The 14,683-nt window shown below is 70.0% G+C and carries 16 protein-coding genes; 3 read left to right on the top strand and 13 right to left on the bottom strand.

Translation table 11 applies throughout. The features are described 5' to 3' along the window. Positions 1 to 181 precede the first annotated feature (181 nt). Positions 182 to 442, top strand: a complete 261-nt coding sequence (gene rpsT / locus BLV94_RS40835) for a 30S ribosomal protein S20 (protein ID WP_012688238.1) — start codon at positions 182 to 184, stop codon at positions 440 to 442. 79 nt (positions 443 to 521) lie between these two features. On the opposite strand, the gene holA is transcribed toward rpsT, so the two are convergent. Then, the gene (holA, locus tag BLV94_RS40830; protein WP_072946592.1) at positions 522 to 1,499 is read right to left on the bottom strand and encodes a DNA polymerase III subunit delta; all 978 of its coding nucleotides are present in this window, start codon (positions 1,497 to 1,499) and stop codon (positions 522 to 524) included. Between the two features lie 116 nt (positions 1,500 to 1,615). Between holA and BLV94_RS40825 the strand changes: the two genes are divergently transcribed. After that, positions 1,616 to 2,365, top strand: a complete 750-nt coding sequence (locus BLV94_RS40825) for a hypothetical protein (protein ID WP_072946591.1) — start codon at positions 1,616 to 1,618, stop codon at positions 2,363 to 2,365. Here BLV94_RS40825 and BLV94_RS40820 read toward each other — a convergent pair. Together BLV94_RS40820 and BLV94_RS40815 are read right to left on the bottom strand one after the other, a co-directional pair. Continuing rightward, positions 2,358 to 3,467 (bottom strand): carboxylate-amine ligase, encoded by a 1,110-nt coding sequence (locus BLV94_RS40820; protein WP_072946590.1) that lies wholly within the window; start codon positions 3,465 to 3,467, stop codon positions 2,358 to 2,360. The two genes, BLV94_RS40825 and BLV94_RS40820, sit on opposite strands and share 8 nt — an antisense overlap. A gap of 48 nt (positions 3,468 to 3,515) precedes the next feature. Then, on the bottom strand, positions 3,516 to 5,066 hold the full coding sequence (locus BLV94_RS40815) for a carboxylesterase/lipase family protein (protein ID WP_072946589.1): 1,551 nt from the start codon (positions 5,064 to 5,066) through the stop codon (positions 3,516 to 3,518). Between the two features lie 133 nt (positions 5,067 to 5,199). Here BLV94_RS40815 and BLV94_RS40810 point away from each other — a divergent pair, with 133 nt between their 5' ends. Beyond that, positions 5,200 to 5,928: an ANTAR domain-containing protein gene (locus BLV94_RS40810; protein ID WP_072946588.1), complete on the top strand. Its 729-nt coding sequence runs from the start codon at positions 5,200 to 5,202 to the stop codon at positions 5,926 to 5,928. Positions 5,929 to 5,934: 6 nt separating this feature from the next. On the opposite strand, the gene BLV94_RS40805 is transcribed toward BLV94_RS40810, so the two are convergent. The 10 genes from BLV94_RS40805 to BLV94_RS40760 form a co-directional block, all read right to left on the bottom strand. Continuing rightward, positions 5,935 to 6,189, bottom strand: coding sequence for a hypothetical protein (locus tag BLV94_RS40805; protein ID WP_072946587.1), 255 nt, complete (start codon positions 6,187 to 6,189; stop codon positions 5,935 to 5,937). Between the two features lie 156 nt (positions 6,190 to 6,345). Continuing rightward, on the bottom strand, positions 6,346 to 7,902 hold the full coding sequence (locus BLV94_RS40800) for a ComEC/Rec2 family competence protein (RefSeq protein WP_072946586.1): 1,557 nt from the start codon (positions 7,900 to 7,902) through the stop codon (positions 6,346 to 6,348). Next, a complete protein-coding gene (locus tag BLV94_RS40795; RefSeq protein WP_072946585.1) occupies positions 7,902 to 8,768 on the bottom strand; it encodes a ComEA family DNA-binding protein in 867 nt (288 codons plus the stop codon). Before BLV94_RS40795 ends, BLV94_RS40800 begins: the two co-directional genes overlap by 1 nt. 69 nt (positions 8,769 to 8,837) lie before the next feature. Further along, positions 8,838 to 9,704: a DegV family protein gene (locus BLV94_RS40790; protein WP_072946584.1), complete on the bottom strand. Its 867-nt coding sequence runs from the start codon at positions 9,702 to 9,704 to the stop codon at positions 8,838 to 8,840. A gap of 4 nt (positions 9,705 to 9,708) precedes the next feature. Continuing rightward, entirely contained in the window at positions 9,709 to 10,506 is a 798-nt protein-coding gene (octT, locus tag BLV94_RS40785; RefSeq protein ID WP_072946583.1) for a diglucosylglycerate octanoyltransferase, read from the bottom strand. Then, the gene (locus BLV94_RS40780; protein ID WP_072946582.1) at positions 10,493 to 11,152 is read right to left on the bottom strand and encodes a histidine phosphatase family protein; all 660 of its coding nucleotides are present in this window, start codon (positions 11,150 to 11,152) and stop codon (positions 10,493 to 10,495) included. The genes octT and BLV94_RS40780 overlap by 14 nt, the downstream gene beginning before the upstream one ends. Then, the gene (gene rsfS, locus BLV94_RS40775; protein ID WP_072946581.1) at positions 11,149 to 11,571 is read right to left on the bottom strand and encodes a ribosome silencing factor; all 423 of its coding nucleotides are present in this window, start codon (positions 11,569 to 11,571) and stop codon (positions 11,149 to 11,151) included. Before rsfS ends, BLV94_RS40780 begins: the two co-directional genes overlap by 4 nt. 34 nt (positions 11,572 to 11,605) lie before the next feature. Then, the gene (gene nadD / locus BLV94_RS40770) at positions 11,606 to 12,301 is read right to left on the bottom strand and encodes a nicotinate-nucleotide adenylyltransferase (RefSeq protein WP_072946580.1); all 696 of its coding nucleotides are present in this window, start codon (positions 12,299 to 12,301) and stop codon (positions 11,606 to 11,608) included. Between the two features lie 19 nt (positions 12,302 to 12,320). After that, positions 12,321 to 13,781 carry a vWA domain-containing protein gene (locus BLV94_RS40765; protein ID WP_072946579.1) on the bottom strand — a complete coding sequence of 487 codons (1,461 nt, stop codon included), beginning with the start codon at positions 13,779 to 13,781 and terminating at the stop codon, positions 12,321 to 12,323. 10 nt (positions 13,782 to 13,791) lie between these two features. Beyond that, entirely contained in the window at positions 13,792 to 14,673 is an 882-nt protein-coding gene (locus BLV94_RS40760) for an AAA family ATPase (protein WP_072946578.1), read from the bottom strand. Between the last annotated feature and the right edge of the window lie 10 nt (positions 14,674 to 14,683).

Here is a 14,683-nt window from a genome sequence, read left to right as displayed (position 1 = left end):
GTCATCCCAGACATGCTGCTACATGTACCCCCGTTCAGCAGCACAGCCGCAGGATTTGTCGGCGCGTCCGGCGCCGGTTTGAGATCGGACACCGATCACTGGTAATCTCGCCTGTCGGTGCATATGTGTGCGCCCAGAGCTTTCTCGACCGTAACCAGCTTAAGACGACAGGATTTTACGCGTGGCCAACATCAAGTCCCAGGTGAAGCGGATCCGTACCAACGAGGCGGCCCGACTCCGTAACCAGTCGGTGAAGTCCTCGCTGCGCACGGCGATCCGCTCGTTCCGCGAGGCTGCGGCGGCCGGTGACAAGGACAAGGCCAACGAGCTCCTCGTCGCCACCAGCCGCAAGCTCGACAAGGCAGCCAGCAAGGGCGTCATTCACGCCAACCAGGCTGCCAACAAGAAGTCTGCTCTCGCGCAGGCTGTCAACAAGATCTGACGGTTTTTCCGTCGTAGGCTCTCCAACAGCCGCTCGGTCCTCGGACCGAGCGGCTGTTGTCGTGTCTGCGTTGTCGTCGTCAGATCTGGCGTAGCCGGGAGACGCGTCCCACGGCACTCTCGACGGCGTAGTCCGCGTCGGCCGCCGCGCCCTTGACGTCGGCGTTCAGAGCGGCGACGATGCGCAGCGCCTCCCCGACCGACGTCGGTGTCCATCCCTTCGCGAGGGCCTGCGCCTTCTTGATCTTCCAGGGCGGCATACCCAGTTCCGACGCCATCCGGAACGGGTCGCCCCGCCCGGCCGGGGCGACCCGGGCGATCGAGTGCACCGCGTCTGCCAGTGCGTCCGCGAGCAGCACATGGGGCACGCCCCGCAGCATCGCCCAGCGCAGCGCCTCGATCGCGCCCGCGGTGTCGCCGGCGACGGCCTTGTCGGCGACGTCGAATCCGCTCACCTCGGCCTTGCCCGAGTAGTACCGCTGCACGGCGGCGACATCGATCTTTCCGCCGGTGTCCGCCGTGAGCTGCGAGCACGCGGCGGCCAGTTCGCGCAGATTCGAGCCGACTCCCTCGAACACGCTCTGCACCACGTCCGGCGACACCCGGACCCCGAGGGTGCGGAACTCGCCGCGGATGAACCCGATGAGTTCGCCGGACTTCAGTTTCGCGCACGGGTGCACCACGGCCCCGAGCTTCTCCAGTGCCCCGGTCATCGCTTTCGCACGCCCACCGCCCGAGTGCAGGATCACCAGGACGACGCCCGGAGGCGGGTCGCCCGCAGCGTCGAGGACCAGCGCCACCGCGTCCTTGCCCGCCTCTGCGGCGGCCTCGAGAACCACCACGCGGTCTTCGGCGAACAGGGACGGGCTGAGCAGTTCGGCGAGTTCGGCCGCCCCGGCGTCGCCCGCCCGCAGCCGGTTGACGGGGAGCTCGGCGCCGGCGGCCACCTTCGCGCTCGCGCGGACCTGGCTGACGACCTGCGCCACCGCGCGGTCGACGAGGAACTCCTCGTCGCCGAGGACCAGATGGAGCTGTTCGAGCTGAGTTGGAGTGCTCACGCGAAGATCGTGCCACGTGGGGCGGACACGTTCGCCGACACCCCGGAACCGGGCCGAGCACGGCGAACACCGGCGATCACCACGCAACGATGGCGTCCGCGGTGGACACTCGTGATATGACCGCGGAATCCGAGGTGGACGGCGTCACGCGCGAGGGCTTCGCGCACACGATCGACCTCGACGACGACCGCGCGGCAGGGCAACGGTACGAACTGAGTTTCCGGTACACCTGCCGCGACGGGCTGCTTCTGCGGTGGTCGGTGCAACTGGTGGCCCGCTGCTCGGTCTCCGGGCACGCCGAGGCCGTGTTCGCCGGTGGTCGATCCGCCCTCGAGCCGGTACTCGGAGTGGGCACCGCGAACGGCGCCGACGACGACTTCGACGCCGCGTGCGGCGTGTACGAGCACCAGTGGCGGTCGCTGCTCGACCCGGCGGGCGGCAGCCCGCGAGGCGAGGACGAGAGGCGTCACCTGTCCGACGCGCTCGCCCTGTACGGACGCACGTGGCGCAACGTCTCCGGCCGTGCGGTCGCCGACCGGCTCGCGTCGTTCGCGAATGTCACCGTGCTCGCACTGGGCACCGATCCGGCATTCCAGGTGATGCGCCGCACCGCCGCCCACTATCCCGAACCGGTCGTCCTCGCCGTGTATCACCCCGAGGGGCAGCGCATCGACCTCAGCCTCGCCGACACCGCGACGGTGGAGGCGCTGATCGACGATCCCGGTCCGCTGCGCACCGGACCGGATTCCAGCGCGGGCACCCTGCTCGCGGGGCCCGGATCCACCGGGCTGCTGCACCCCGGCTACCTCGGCTCCACCACCGCAGCCGGTCTCACCGAGCTGACTCCGCCACCACCGCTCAGCTGACCACTTCGCGGGTCAGCAGGTCGACCACCGCCGCGAGGGTGCCGACGCGCCCGAACTCGGCACGCTGTCGCTCGGCGCCGGTGCCGTCCCGCAGCACGGTGTCGAGTCCCGATTCGAGGAAGGCTCGGTCGCTCGCGCCCAGCCCCGGGGCCACACACTCGTTCAGCAATTCCAGGTGCCGGCGGATCGGCAGGGAAAGATCGGTCGCCGGGCTGGTGCATTCCCCGTCGAGTCCGTCCCGGGCCGCACGCCACAACTGCGCCCGCAGCAACTCGACGCGCAACCACGGCACGGCGACGCCGTCCCTGATCGAGCGCAGCGCCCACCCGACGAGGCCCTTCACCACCACCGCGTAGAGCGCCGCGTGCGCCGCGGTCATGGCGACGTCCGCGATCCGGACCTCGATGGTCGGCTGTCTGTCGGAGAGCCGGACGTGCCAGTAGATCATTCCCCGGTCCATGGCGGCACCGGTCCCGATCATGGCGCCGACCGAAGACTCGTACTCGTCCGCGGAATCGAAGTGCGGCGGCGGTCCCGCCGACGGCCACCGCGACCACATGATGTGCCGCCAGCTGTGATAGCCGGTGTCGTGCCCGCTGTGGAACGGCGAGTTCGCGGCGAGCGCGAGCAGCACCGGGAGCCAGCTGCGCACCTGGTTGCTCACCAGCACACCCACGTCGCGGCTCGGGATCCCCACGTGCACGTGACAGCCGCACGTGGTCACCGTGTCCACGATCGACCCGAAGTGGCGGGCCATCTCCTCGTACCGCGGGCTCGGGGTGATCGCCGGGGGCAGCCCCTCGGCGATCAGGGAGGTACCACTGGGCACCAGCAACAGGTCGCGGCCCGCGGCCGCCTTCGCCAGCCGGCGTCGGAGGCTCCGCAACTCCTCGTGCAGTTCCTCCCCGGTATGGCACACGCCCGTCGCCGTCTCGATCTGGCACCGGGCCAGCTCGCGCTGGAGCCCGTGAATGTCGTGGCCGGCCTCCGCGACCACGTCGGGTCCGGAGGAGGAGAGGTGACCGGACTTGTCGGCGAGGAAGAACTCCTCCTCCACGCCCACACTGAGGTCGCGATCCGATTCCGTTGCTGCAGGACTCATTCAGCAGGTATCCCCGACTTCCGCGGAGACGAAACCGGGCGCCGCCGGTCAGGTGAACCCGATGACTTCCTCACCCCACGCCCGGCGCAGTTCCCGGTCCGGATCGTCGACGACCGCGTCGGATCGGCCGATCAGCAGGGTCGTGCGGTCCGCCTCGTCGTACCGCGGCCAGCCGATCTCCGCTCGGGTTCCGTCCGGGGTTCCCTCGGTGGCGAAGGACAGCCACCGGTGCTGGATCCGCTCCGACACGTGACCGGCGGTCCGGTGCCCACCGAGCTTGAACGTGGGGTCGTGCGGGACGACGCCGAAGTTGCCGAAGACGTAGGGCACCTCGGTGCCGTGGGTGGCGCCGATCCGTGCGGCGCGCAGGAACGGCGTGGCGTAGTCGAACCGGTACAGCCAGGTGGGCGCGACACGGCTGTGCGCCTCCGCGATCCACAACGTCGGCATCCGGAACGCGGCGTCCCGCGAGATCTCCATGGCCGAGCGTTTCATCGGGTAGTCGGGATACGCGGCGGCCACCTCCTGTTCCTCGTCGGCGGGGAGGTCGGGGTGGTCGGCGGCGATCGCCACGAACATCTGGTGGACGGCGTCCGGGGTGATCGGCATCAGGGGCGATTTCATCAGCCGGAACATCGAGGCCTCGTCCTTGTTCGTCCCGATCAGCAGCGGAATCCGATGCGCGAGGCCTTTGCGGAACGCCGCGACCGGATAGTGCGGGACCACGTCCCCGTCGACGGTCGGGGCCACGGCCAGCGTCCCGGGGACCCGCGCGGGCACCTGCTGGACGAGTTCGATGCACGCCTTCGTCAGTACGTCGACGGGCAGGTCGCGCAGACGGCCCGCGTCGGCGGGCGCGATGTCGAGCAGTTCGAGGAACGACTCGGCGATGCTCTCGGCCCGCGCACTGCCGTACACGGACGTCGCCGGCGAACTCTCGGCGATCGCGCGATGGAACAGCCCCTCCGCCTGCGGCGACGTCATCAGCGTGGTGACCGAGCCGCCACCGGCGGACTCCCCGAACAGGGTGACGTCGCCCGGGTCGCCGCCGAACGCCGCGATGTTGTCGCGGACCCATATCAGGGCCGCGATCTGATCGCGCAGGCCGAGGTTCGTGTCGAACGGGTGCTCCTCGGTCGAGAACGCGGAGAAGTCCAGGAACCCCAGCGCACCGAGTCGGTAGTTGAACGTCACCACCACGACGTCGCCGCGTTCGACCAGCCGAGCCGGATCGAACATGCGCTGCCCGGACGAGCCGAGGTAGTACGCCCCGCCGTGGATCCACACCATCACCGGCCGTGGTCGCCCGGCATCCGCCGCCGGCGCGAAGACGTTCAGGGTGAGGCAGTCCTCGTCGATGGTCAGTCCGGGATCGATGGGCAGCGGCCCGTGCTCGTTCTGCGGCGCGATCGGACCGAACCGGGAGCAGTCGCGCACCCCGTCGAAAGATTCGGGCGCGCGCGGCGCGCGGAGCCGCCACTCACCGATCGGCGGCGCCGCGTAGGGAATGCCCTTCCACGACAGAACGCCGCCCTCGTGGACGCCTCGCAGCAGGCCCTGGTCGACGGCCACGAGCGGGTTCTCGGTGTGCGAAACCATGACGTCATCTTGGCCCGGGCCGCCCGCCCCCGGAGTCCGTTCGCGAATTCCTCCGGCTCGGAGCGGCGCCGACCGCCCACTCTGGCAGACTGAATCAGTGAGCCGGGCACATGCCCGCACGCTGGAGGAACCGATGCGAGACACCGTGCCCGATACGACACGCTCGCAGGCTGTCGGCAAGTCTGCGGTGACGTTCGCGACCCTCGCCGATCTCCTCTACGCGGGCCAGGATTTCGGGCAGGTCCACCACGCCATCTGCGACGCCGCACCGCTACTCGTCGAGGGCTGTCAGCACGCGAGCCTGATGCTCCGGCAGGGGTCCCGCTACGTGACGGTCGCGGCCAGCGACGACATCGCCGCCCGCGTCGACGAGCTCGAGCGCGTCGAGAACGAGGGGCCGTGCGTCGACGCCATCGTCAGCGACACCCCCCAATTCGAAACGGACCTGTCCACGTCGTCGCAATGGCCGCGGCTCTCGCGGCGGGTGCTGGCCGAAACGCCGGTGCGCGGGGCGGCCGGATTCCGTCTCGTCATCCTGGGACGCAAGGTCGGCGCCCTCGATCTGTTCTCCGACACACCGGGGGCCCTGAACACCACCTCGGTCGAGCAGGGCATCATGCTCGCCTCGTTCGCTGCGGTGGCACTGGCGGCGGTGCACGAGCACCTCGAGGCCGAGACGCTGCGAGCCGGCCTCGCGAGCAACCGTGAGATCGGGAAGGCGGTGGGTCTGCTGATGGCGTTCCACAACATTTCCGAGACCCAGGCGATGGAAATTCTCCGTACGACCTCGCAGGACATGAACATCAAACTGGCGACTGTGGCGCAGGAGATCGTGGCGCACCATCACCGGAAGATCACCTGACCGGGGTCAGTCCGACTCCGGCGAATCTGGGTTACCCGCGATGCCGAGCATGGACAGCAGCATGCGGCAGTCTTCGGCGTCGAGTGACTGAGCAGCGACGACCCGCTGCGCTCTCCACACCTGTCCGGCGTCGAGTTCGTCGTCCACGTCGAGATCCGTCCGCTCCGATTCCGACATCTCGCCCTCCAACGCGGGTGTGTTCCAAGACCGTTCGCCCTCGACATCTGCCACCGGATGGTAGTCGGTGTTCGGGGGTCTCATACCCACATCGGGAATCGAATTCGAAACGATACAGAAATCGCCCCACCCCCGGAATTTCAGCGTGCCGCCGGCCACCCTCCGCGCCCACTCCCCACAGGAGCAATGCGGTACAAACCATTGCAGCACAACTGGATTCACGTTTCCATTCGGGCGCATTCACACGAGGCGACCCATCCACGGCGGCCAGATCGGCGCCCACAGCACCAGCACCCCGACCACGATTCCCGTGAGCACCAGCCGGGTTCCCCGGCTGCGCAGCGCCGCGCCGATCGCCAGTACGGCACCGAGGACGAGGACCGCACCGGCGGGCCCCGAGGGCACCGGAACGGAGGCCCCGGGGATCCGCGCGCCCCGCTCGGCCACGGTCACCAGCCACCACAGCGGCCACTGAGTCAGGCGCACCACCACTTCCGCGACGGGCACACTGACGCCCGCGATCAGCGCGGTGATCGCGCCCGTCACGGTGATCACGCCGATCACGGGGGCCACCAGGATGTTCGCGCAGATCGACACCAGACTCACGGTGCCTGCCATCGCGGCCACGATCGGCGCGGTCACGGCGAAGGCGGCGGCGGACACCGCCAGCGTCTCCGCCGCCGCCCGCGGCCACCCGCGACCCACCAGCGCGTCGACCCACACGGGCGCGATCACGATCAGCCCGGCGGTGGCCGTCGCCGACAGAACGAACCCGAAGTTCACCGCCAGTTCCGGCGCCCACACCAGCAGGGCAATCACGCCCGCCGCCAGCGCGGGCATCGCCTGTTTCCTCCGCCCCGTGACGAGCGCCAGCAGGGCGACCGAGCCCATCGCGGCGGCGCGCAGCACGCTGGGTGACGGTCGCGCGACCACCACGAACGCGATCAGTGCGGCGGCGGCCAGCGCCGCGCCGGCCCGCGGACCGAGCCCCACCCCGCGGACCACGAGCAGCACCGCCCCGAGCAGGATGCTGACATTCGCCCCCGACACCGCCGTGAGGTGCGTCAGTCCGGTCGCGGTGAAGTCGTCCTTCACCTCCCGGGGCAGTGCCGAGGTGTCGCCCACCACCAGCCCCGGCAGCAGTCCCGCCTCGCCGGCGGGCAGGACGGCGGCGGCCGCGGCGAACCGGGTTCGCAGGGCGCCGGCCCACCGCTGGTGCGCAGGCGCGGGACCGACCTCCGCCGGTGGTCCGGACACCCGGACCGTCGCCAGGCTCAGGTCCCGGCGCTGCGGCGGGCTCAGCTGCCCGCGCAGCACCACGTCCTGTCCCGGCAGCAGCCCGAGCCAGCCGTCCGCCGGGGCGAGGAGGACCACCGCGCCGCCCGCGTGGATCGTCTCGCCTGCCCGGCGGATCTCGACGACGTTCGCGTTCACCAGGACGTGCCGTCCGAAGCCGGCGATCTCCCGGGGGTCGTCGACCGGGGTGACGACGAGCGTGACCCACGTCTCGTTCCGGGCGAGTTCGGTCAGCGGGTGCCGTTCCACTGCCTGAACCCGCCAGGCCACCCCTGCCGCGCAGCACGACCCGAAGAGCAGTAGCGCGAGCGTCCCCGCCGTCCATCGCCGCGGTGACCGTAGGGCACAACCGGCGAGGAGGGCGGCCGTCCCCGACAGGGTCGCCAGAAGCATCCACGCCGCACGGGAGCCGCCGAGGATGCCGATCAGCGTTGCCGCCCAGCAGATCCCGGCGAACGGGAGCAGCCGCAGGTCGAGGAGCCGCGTCTCGCTCCCGGGCATCAGAGGGTGACCTGGGCGCGCAGCTTCTCCAGCCGCACCGGCCCGATCCCGTCCACCTCCCCCAGTTGTGAGATGTCGGTGAACCTGCCGTTCGTCGTACGCCAGGCAACGATCGCCGCCGCCGTGACGGGTCCGACACCGGGAAGGGCGTCGAGTTCCGTCTCCGTCGCGGTGTTGAGGTTCACCAGTCCACCGGCCGCGGGGGTCGCCGTACCCGCGGTTCCCGGCGATCCCGAGGAGGTGCCGCCCACCGCACTCGGCGGCGCCTGGGTGGTCGCGGCACCCACGAGCACCTGATCGCCGTCCGAAAGCCGTTGCGCCAGATTCAATCCGAGGGTGTCACCGCCGGCGCGCACTCCCCCGGCCGCGGCGAGCGCGTCCGCGACCCGGGCGCCCGGTGGCAGCCGGACGAGGCCCGCCGACACCACAAGGCCCACCACGCTGACGACGATCTCCTCCTCCGGTGCGGCTGCAGGCGCCGTTGCGGCGGCGGGAGCCGTCGGTTCCGGCGCCGGACTCAGGGAATGCACTCCCGCGGCGGGCAGCGACGGAACCGCCTGCGTCGCCGGCCGATCGCTGCGCACCGCCAGCACAGTTACCGTGGCGACGACGATTCCCACCACGATCAGCGCGATCGCCCCGGACCGCCCGGGGTCGAATCGTGCGTCCCGCCACCGGTCGGGCAGCGAGAAGCCGACTCGGCGGCGCGCAGCGGACCACGTCTCGTCGCCGTCGAGGCCGGCCTCACCCGGCTCGGCCAGCCACTCCGGCGCCGCCGGAGTGTCGGGCGGCAGCACTTCGCGTTCCCCCGAGGTCAGGAACGCGAGCCGGGTTCGCCCTCTCGAACGTTCTTCCCTGATGCCCATGGACGCGACGCTAGAGTGCGGCGCCCTCAGAATCGCGGCGCCGACCCGGCATTCGAATCGGCCTGTGGATCAGTGCGAAGTTGTGGATGAATCGTGGTTTTCGTCCTGCAATGCGGGTTCCGGGCACAGCACGATGCCGATGGCGCCCGCCCCGACGTGCGCACCGAGAACCGAACTGAAATCGGTGACGACCAGATCGCTGACCTGCGGAATCCGGTCTTTCAGTTGCTGCGCCACCGCTTCGGCGCGCCGCTGGGCGTGCATGTGATGCACAGCGACGGCCGTCCTGTCCAGGCCTGCCTGCTCCACCGCGGCGTCGACCATCCTGGCCATGGCCTTGGTCGAGGTCCGCGTCTTCTCTTTCAGCACCAGCCGGCCGTCCACGAGATGCAGCACCGGCTTCATCGCCAGTGCGGTGCCGAGCAGTGCGGCGGCGGTGCCGATCCGCCCGCCGCGACGCAACTGGTCGAGCCGGTCGACGACGATCAGGCAATGCCCACGGCTCGCGACGTCGACCGCCCGCCGGTATGCCGTCTCGAGGTTCGCGCCGGCCTGCGCGGCCCGCGCCGCCTCGAGCACCGGGTACCCCAATCCCATTCCGGCGGACTGGGAGTCGACGATCCGCACGCGGCCGTCGAACTCCTGCGCCGCTTGGCGGCCCGCCTCCCAGGTGCCGGACAGCTGCCGCGAGATGTGGACCGCGAGAACGCCTGCGCCCTCACTCAGTTCCAGCGCTTCGGCGTAGGCCTCGGACAGCTCGCTGGGCGAGGCGCCCGACGTGGTGACGCCGGCGAGGTCCTCGGGGACCTCGTCGATTCCCTCCCGGAAGTCCCGGCCGCCACTGAGGACGTGGAGAGGGACCACCCGGATCCCGTACTGCTCGACGTGTTCGGGCAGGATCGATGCCGAAGAATCGGTGACGACGACGACGGGCATCGGACTACTCGGCTCCGCTCGACACCGGGTCGGCCGGAACCGCGCCCTCGGCGGAGTCCGGCACGACAGCCGCCGCGCGGATCGCGGTCAGCATCGCCGCGGCCACCTCGGTGTGTCCGTCCCAGCCCCAGTGGATGCCGTCCGGGTTGCCCTGATTGCTGAAGACGTTGGCGCGCACCGCCTCCGCGAGGTCGACGAGCGGCACGTTCTTCTCCTCCGACCACGTGGTGATGGCGGCGACGGCACCGGGACGTCCCGCGTGGACCTTGCCGTAGGCCTCACTGCGGTGCACGGATGGCAGTGTTCCGATGACGGGCAATTCGGGGCGCATGTACTCGAGCGCCGCCCGTGAGCTCTCCAGGTATTCGACACTCAGCCGCGGCGGCAACGCCACCGGCCACCCCAGCGGGGCGAGGCGGGGCTGGAGCCACTGGTAGCCGCTCCGCACGACGCGCCGCAGCGCGGGCGGGCGGACGTAGCGCAATTGTTCCCGCAACGCCGTCGGGAGCGGGGACGGCAGCGAATCCATGCCGCCGACGGCGAACACCACGGCGCCGGCGCGGGGAACCGCGGACCAGACCCGCGGGTCCTGGGTCAGCGCCCACCACACGTCGCGGCTGGTCCAGCCGATCCGCGCCACCAACTCGACATCCCAGCCGAGTTGACGGGCAACGATATTGGGCCAGATGCCGGGGTGGTCGGACGGGAGCCCGCCCTTGGGTCCGTAATACGACAGCGAATCGGCGAGCACGAGCAGGACGGGGCGTTCCCCGGAACCGGCACCCACCTCAGAGGACGTCACTGGCCACACTCGCGGAAGCGTTCCACACGTCGAGGCGCCAGCTGAGCGAATCGGGGTTCCCGTACGCGCTCAGCTGCACCCAGCTGGTGTTCCCCAGCCCGCCCAGCACCGGCCAGCGGTCGACGGGCAGATCCAGCAGGGCGGCGGTCAGCGCGGCGATCAATCCGCCGTGAGCGACCAGGACCACCGGCTTGTCGGCCCAGTCCTCGTGCTTCTCGACGAGTTCCGCGACCACCGGCTTGCTCCGGCGGGCGACGTCGATGCGGCTCTCACCGCCGGGCGGTGCCCACGTCGCGTCGCCGCGCCATGCGGCGCGGGCGCCGGGTGCGCGCGCGTCGACGTCGAGGTGCGTGAGCCCCTGCCAGTCGCCGAGATGCGTCTCACGGAGGCGTTCGTCGATCTGCACCGGCAGTCCGGCGTTGTCGCCGACCTCCACGGCGGTGTCGTAGGCCCGCCGCAGATCGGAGGACACGATGGAGATCGGTCTGCGACCGACGAGCGCGGTGGCGGCGGCGCGGGCCTGCGACCGCCCCAGCTCCGACAGTTCGGTGTCGAGCTGGCCCTGCATGCGGTTGTCGGCGTTGTACTCGGTCTGTCCGTGGCGGAGCAATATCAGTCGCCGCGGGGCACGGGGAGCATCCGTCACAGCTCGGACTCCTCGGTCTCGGGGGCGCCCGCACCGTTCGCATCGGCCGGGCCGTGCTGGCCGATGCCCTCGACCGGCACGGCCGGGCAGTCCTTCCACAGCCGGTCTAGGGCGTAGAAGTTGCGTTCCTCGTTGTGCTGGACGTGGATGACGACGTCCACGAAATCGAGCAGTGCCCAACGGCCTTCGCGGGTGCCCTCGCGCCGCACCGGCTTGTGACCTGCCTCACGCAGCCGATCCTCGATGTTCTCGACGATCGCGTTCACCTGACGCTCGTTGGGGGCGGAGGCGATGACGAAGCAGTCGGTGATGACCAGCTGCTCGGAGACATCGAGCACCACCACATCGGAGGCCAGCTTCTCGTCGGCAGCCACTGCCGCGATGCGTGCCATCTCGATGGCTTCGGTCGTTGCGCTCACGCGATGTTCTCCCAGTTCGTTCGGAAAGTGCTGTCTAACTCTTGGTCTTGTCCGGGGCCGGTTCGGACATCGTCGTCGCGCCGTCGAGGCGCTCGGAGTCCGGTGGCCGGTACAGGTTCCGCTTGGAGATGTACTGGACCACACCGTCCGGCACGAGGTACCACACAGGACGATGGCGACTGGCGCGCCGCCGACATTCCGTCGAGGAGATCGCCAGAGCCGGGATCTCGATCAGCGTGACCGCGTCCTCCGGCAACGCATCCAGGTGCCCGGCCAGATGTTCGGTGTTGAGATCGAATCCCGGACGCGACACCCCGACGAACTTCGCCAGCGAGAACAGTTCCTCCCAGTCCTGCCAGGACAGGATACTCGCCAGGGCGTCCGCACCGGTAATGAAGTACAGCTCGGCGTCCGGGTGGTAGCTGCGCAGATCCCGCAGGGTGTCGACGGTGTACGTCACCTTCTCGCGGTCGACGTCCACCCGGCTGACCGAGAACCGCGGGTTCGACGCGGTGGCGATGACCGTCATCAAGTACCGGTCCTCGGCCGGGCTGACGCCCTTGCCCTGCTTCTGCCACGGCCTGCCGGTGGGTACGAAGACGACCTCGTCGAGGCTGAATCGGTCGGCCACCTCGCTGGCGGCCACCAGGTGACCGTGATGAATGGGGTCGAAGGTGCCGCCCATGACTCCCAGGCGGCGCCGACGCGCGCCCGTTGCTCCCTGTTCCACGAGTGTCGAGCTTACGTGTTCACACCGGCAGCAATCCGGCGACCACCGACGCCAGCTGCTGAGCGGATCGGCATTCGTGCATGCTGATGACCTCGTTGTACACCTTGGCCGCCGAGTCGCCCGATCCCCACTGACCGCGGGGCTCCGGGTTGAGCCAGTGCGCGTGTTTCGCCACCGACACGAGTCCGGCCAGTGCCTCCAGGTTCGGGTCGCGGTAGTTGTTGCGGCCGTCGCCGAGTACCAGCAGGGACGTGCGGGACGTGATGCTCTGGGTGAACCGCTCGGCGAACACCCCGAACGCGTTGCCGTAGTCGGAGTGCCCGTCGTAGCCGACCAGGTCGGCTTCCCGGATCATCCGCGACATGGCGCTGCCGAGGTCGGCCCCCGCGTCGAAGAATCGGGTGACCTCGTCGGTGGTGTCGATGAACGCGAACACCCGCACCCGGGAGAACTGTTCGCGCAGCGCGTGGACGAGCAGCAGGGTGAAGTGGCTGAAGCCGGCCACCGAACCCGACACGTCGCACATCACGACGAGTTCGGGACGCGCCCGCCGGGGTTTGCGCTGGACGAGGTCGATGGGCACGCCGCCGGTGGACATCGACTTGCGCAGGGTCCGGCGCAGGTCGATCGAACCGGCACTCGCCCGGCTGCGCCGCACGGCCAGTCGGCTGGCGAGCAGCCGTGCCAGCGGGGTGACGTTGCGTTTCAGCGCGGTCAGCTCGGCGTCCGAGGCGCGCAGGAAGTCGACTTCCTCGGCCAGCCGGGGGACGCCGTACGACGCCACCCGTTCCTTGCCGAGGTTCTCGGCCGACCGGCGCCGCGTCTCCTTCTCGATCATCTTGCGGAAGTCGGCGATCCGCTGGGCGGCGGTGCGCTTGGCCACCTCGGATTCGTAGCTTTCCGTCGTCCGGGCCCCGGTGTCCTGCTGATTGCCCAGCAGTCCGTCGAGGATCTTCTTCAGCAGGGTTTCCGGTGCGACGTCCCGCAGCGCCTGGTAGGCGGAGAACGACGGGCCGTTCGCCGACTGGTACTGCCCCAGTTCCTCGACCATCTGCGCGGTCAGCAACTCGGTGAGCTCGAGCGCCTCCGGCGACCCGTCGGTGAGGAGGTCGACGATCAGCTCGCGCAGCGCCTCGTAGTCGATGTCACCCTTCGCGTTGCGCGGCAGGCTCGTGTCGATCGCCCCGGCCGCCCGGTTCCCGACCGCCGCCGGGAACCAGAGTTCGAACAACGCGTCGAAGGTGGGCCGATGGGTGGGCCGCCGCAGCAACGCACACGCCAGACCCTCCCGCAGGGATTCGCGGTCCAGCAGGTCGAGGACCGACATCACCTGTCCGGCGTCGACCGTCTCGGACGGTCCGACCGTGATCCCGCGCCGCCGCAGCGCCTCGACGAAGTCGACGAGATGCCCCGGCAGCCCGTGTGGCGCCGCGGGACCGCCCGGCTTCGACGGGGACGCGAGGGGACCACCAACAGCCATGGGGAGTCCTTCAGTTCAGTCGCAGCTCGGCAGCGGCCCGCAGCTGGTCGGATTGGTGCTTGAGAACGACACCCAGCGTCGCGCGCACGGCGTCGTCGTCGAGGGTGTCGAGCCCGAGCGCCAGGAGGGTGCGACCCCAGTCGATGGTCTCGGCCACCGACGGCAGCTTCTTCAGCTGCATGCCGCGCAGCACACGGATCGTCTTGACCAGCTGCTCGGCCACCGCCTCGGGCAGTTCCGGCACCCGGCTCGCGAGGATCCTCCGCTCGAGTTCGGCGTCGGGGAAGTCGAGGTGCAGGAACAGGCACCGACGTTTGAGCGCCTCCGACAGTTCGCGGGTGGCGTTCGAGGTGAGGACGACGAACGGCTTGCGCGTGGCGGTGATGGTGCCCAGTTCGGGGACGGTGACCGCGAAATCGCTGAGCACCTCGAGAAGCAGGCCCTCGATCTCGACGTCGGCCTTGTCGGTCTCGTCGATCAGCAGCACCGTCGGGTCCTCGCGCCGGATGGCGGTCAGCAACGGCCGCGACAGCAGGAACTCCTCGGAGAAGACGTCCGCCTTGGTGGCGTCCCAGCTGTGGTCGCTGCCCGCCTGGATGCGCAGGATCTGCTTCGCGTGATTCCACTCGTACAGGGCGCGGGCCTCGTCGACGCCCTCGTAGCACTGCAACCGCACCAGTTCGGCGCCGGTGGTCTCGGCCACGGCGCGGGCCAGCTCGGTCTTGCCGACTCCGGCGGGACCCTCGATGAGCAGGGGCTTTCCGAGCCGGTCGGCGAGGAACACCGCGGTCGCGGTGCCCTTGTCGGACAGGTAACCGGTTTCGGCGAGCCGAGCGATGACGTCGTCGACGCTGGCGAAGAACGGCTTCGTGGTGGGCAGTGCGCGGTCCACGCTCGCTCCT

This window comes from Rhodococcus koreensis (assembly GCF_900105905.1).
Lineage (GTDB): Bacteria > Actinomycetota > Actinomycetes > Mycobacteriales > Mycobacteriaceae > Rhodococcus_F > Rhodococcus_F koreensis.
This window is presented reverse-complemented; position numbering and strand designations above follow the sequence as displayed.

What these genes read in the sequence shown, in the direction of transcription:
- BLV94_RS40805 (WP_072946587.1), bottom strand. Translation starts at nt 6,189, where the DNA reads ATGAGACCCCCGAACACCGACTACCATCCGGTGGCAGATGTCGAGGGC.
- BLV94_RS40820 (WP_072946590.1), bottom strand. Translation starts at nt 3,467, where the DNA reads ATGAGTCCTGCAGCAACGGAATCGGATCGCGACCTCAGTGTGGGCGTG.
- BLV94_RS40795 (WP_072946585.1), bottom strand. Translation starts at nt 8,768, where the DNA reads ATGGGCATCAGGGAAGAACGTTCGAGAGGGCGAACCCGGCTCGCGTTC.
- BLV94_RS40765 (WP_072946579.1), bottom strand. Translation starts at nt 13,781, where the DNA reads ATGGCTGTTGGTGGTCCCCTCGCGTCCCCGTCGAAGCCGGGCGGTCCC.
- BLV94_RS40815 (WP_072946589.1), bottom strand. Translation starts at nt 5,066, where the DNA reads ATGGTTTCGCACACCGAGAACCCGCTCGTGGCCGTCGACCAGGGCCTG.
- BLV94_RS40790 (WP_072946584.1), bottom strand. Translation starts at nt 9,704, where the DNA reads ATGCCCGTCGTCGTCGTCACCGATTCTTCGGCATCGATCCTGCCCGAA.
- BLV94_RS40800 (WP_072946586.1), bottom strand. Translation starts at nt 7,902, where the DNA reads ATGCCCGGGAGCGAGACGCGGCTCCTCGACCTGCGGCTGCTCCCGTTC.
- BLV94_RS40825 (WP_072946591.1), top strand. Translation starts at nt 1,616, where the DNA reads ATGACCGCGGAATCCGAGGTGGACGGCGTCACGCGCGAGGGCTTCGCG.
- BLV94_RS40810 (WP_072946588.1), top strand. Translation starts at nt 5,200, where the DNA reads ATGCGAGACACCGTGCCCGATACGACACGCTCGCAGGCTGTCGGCAAG.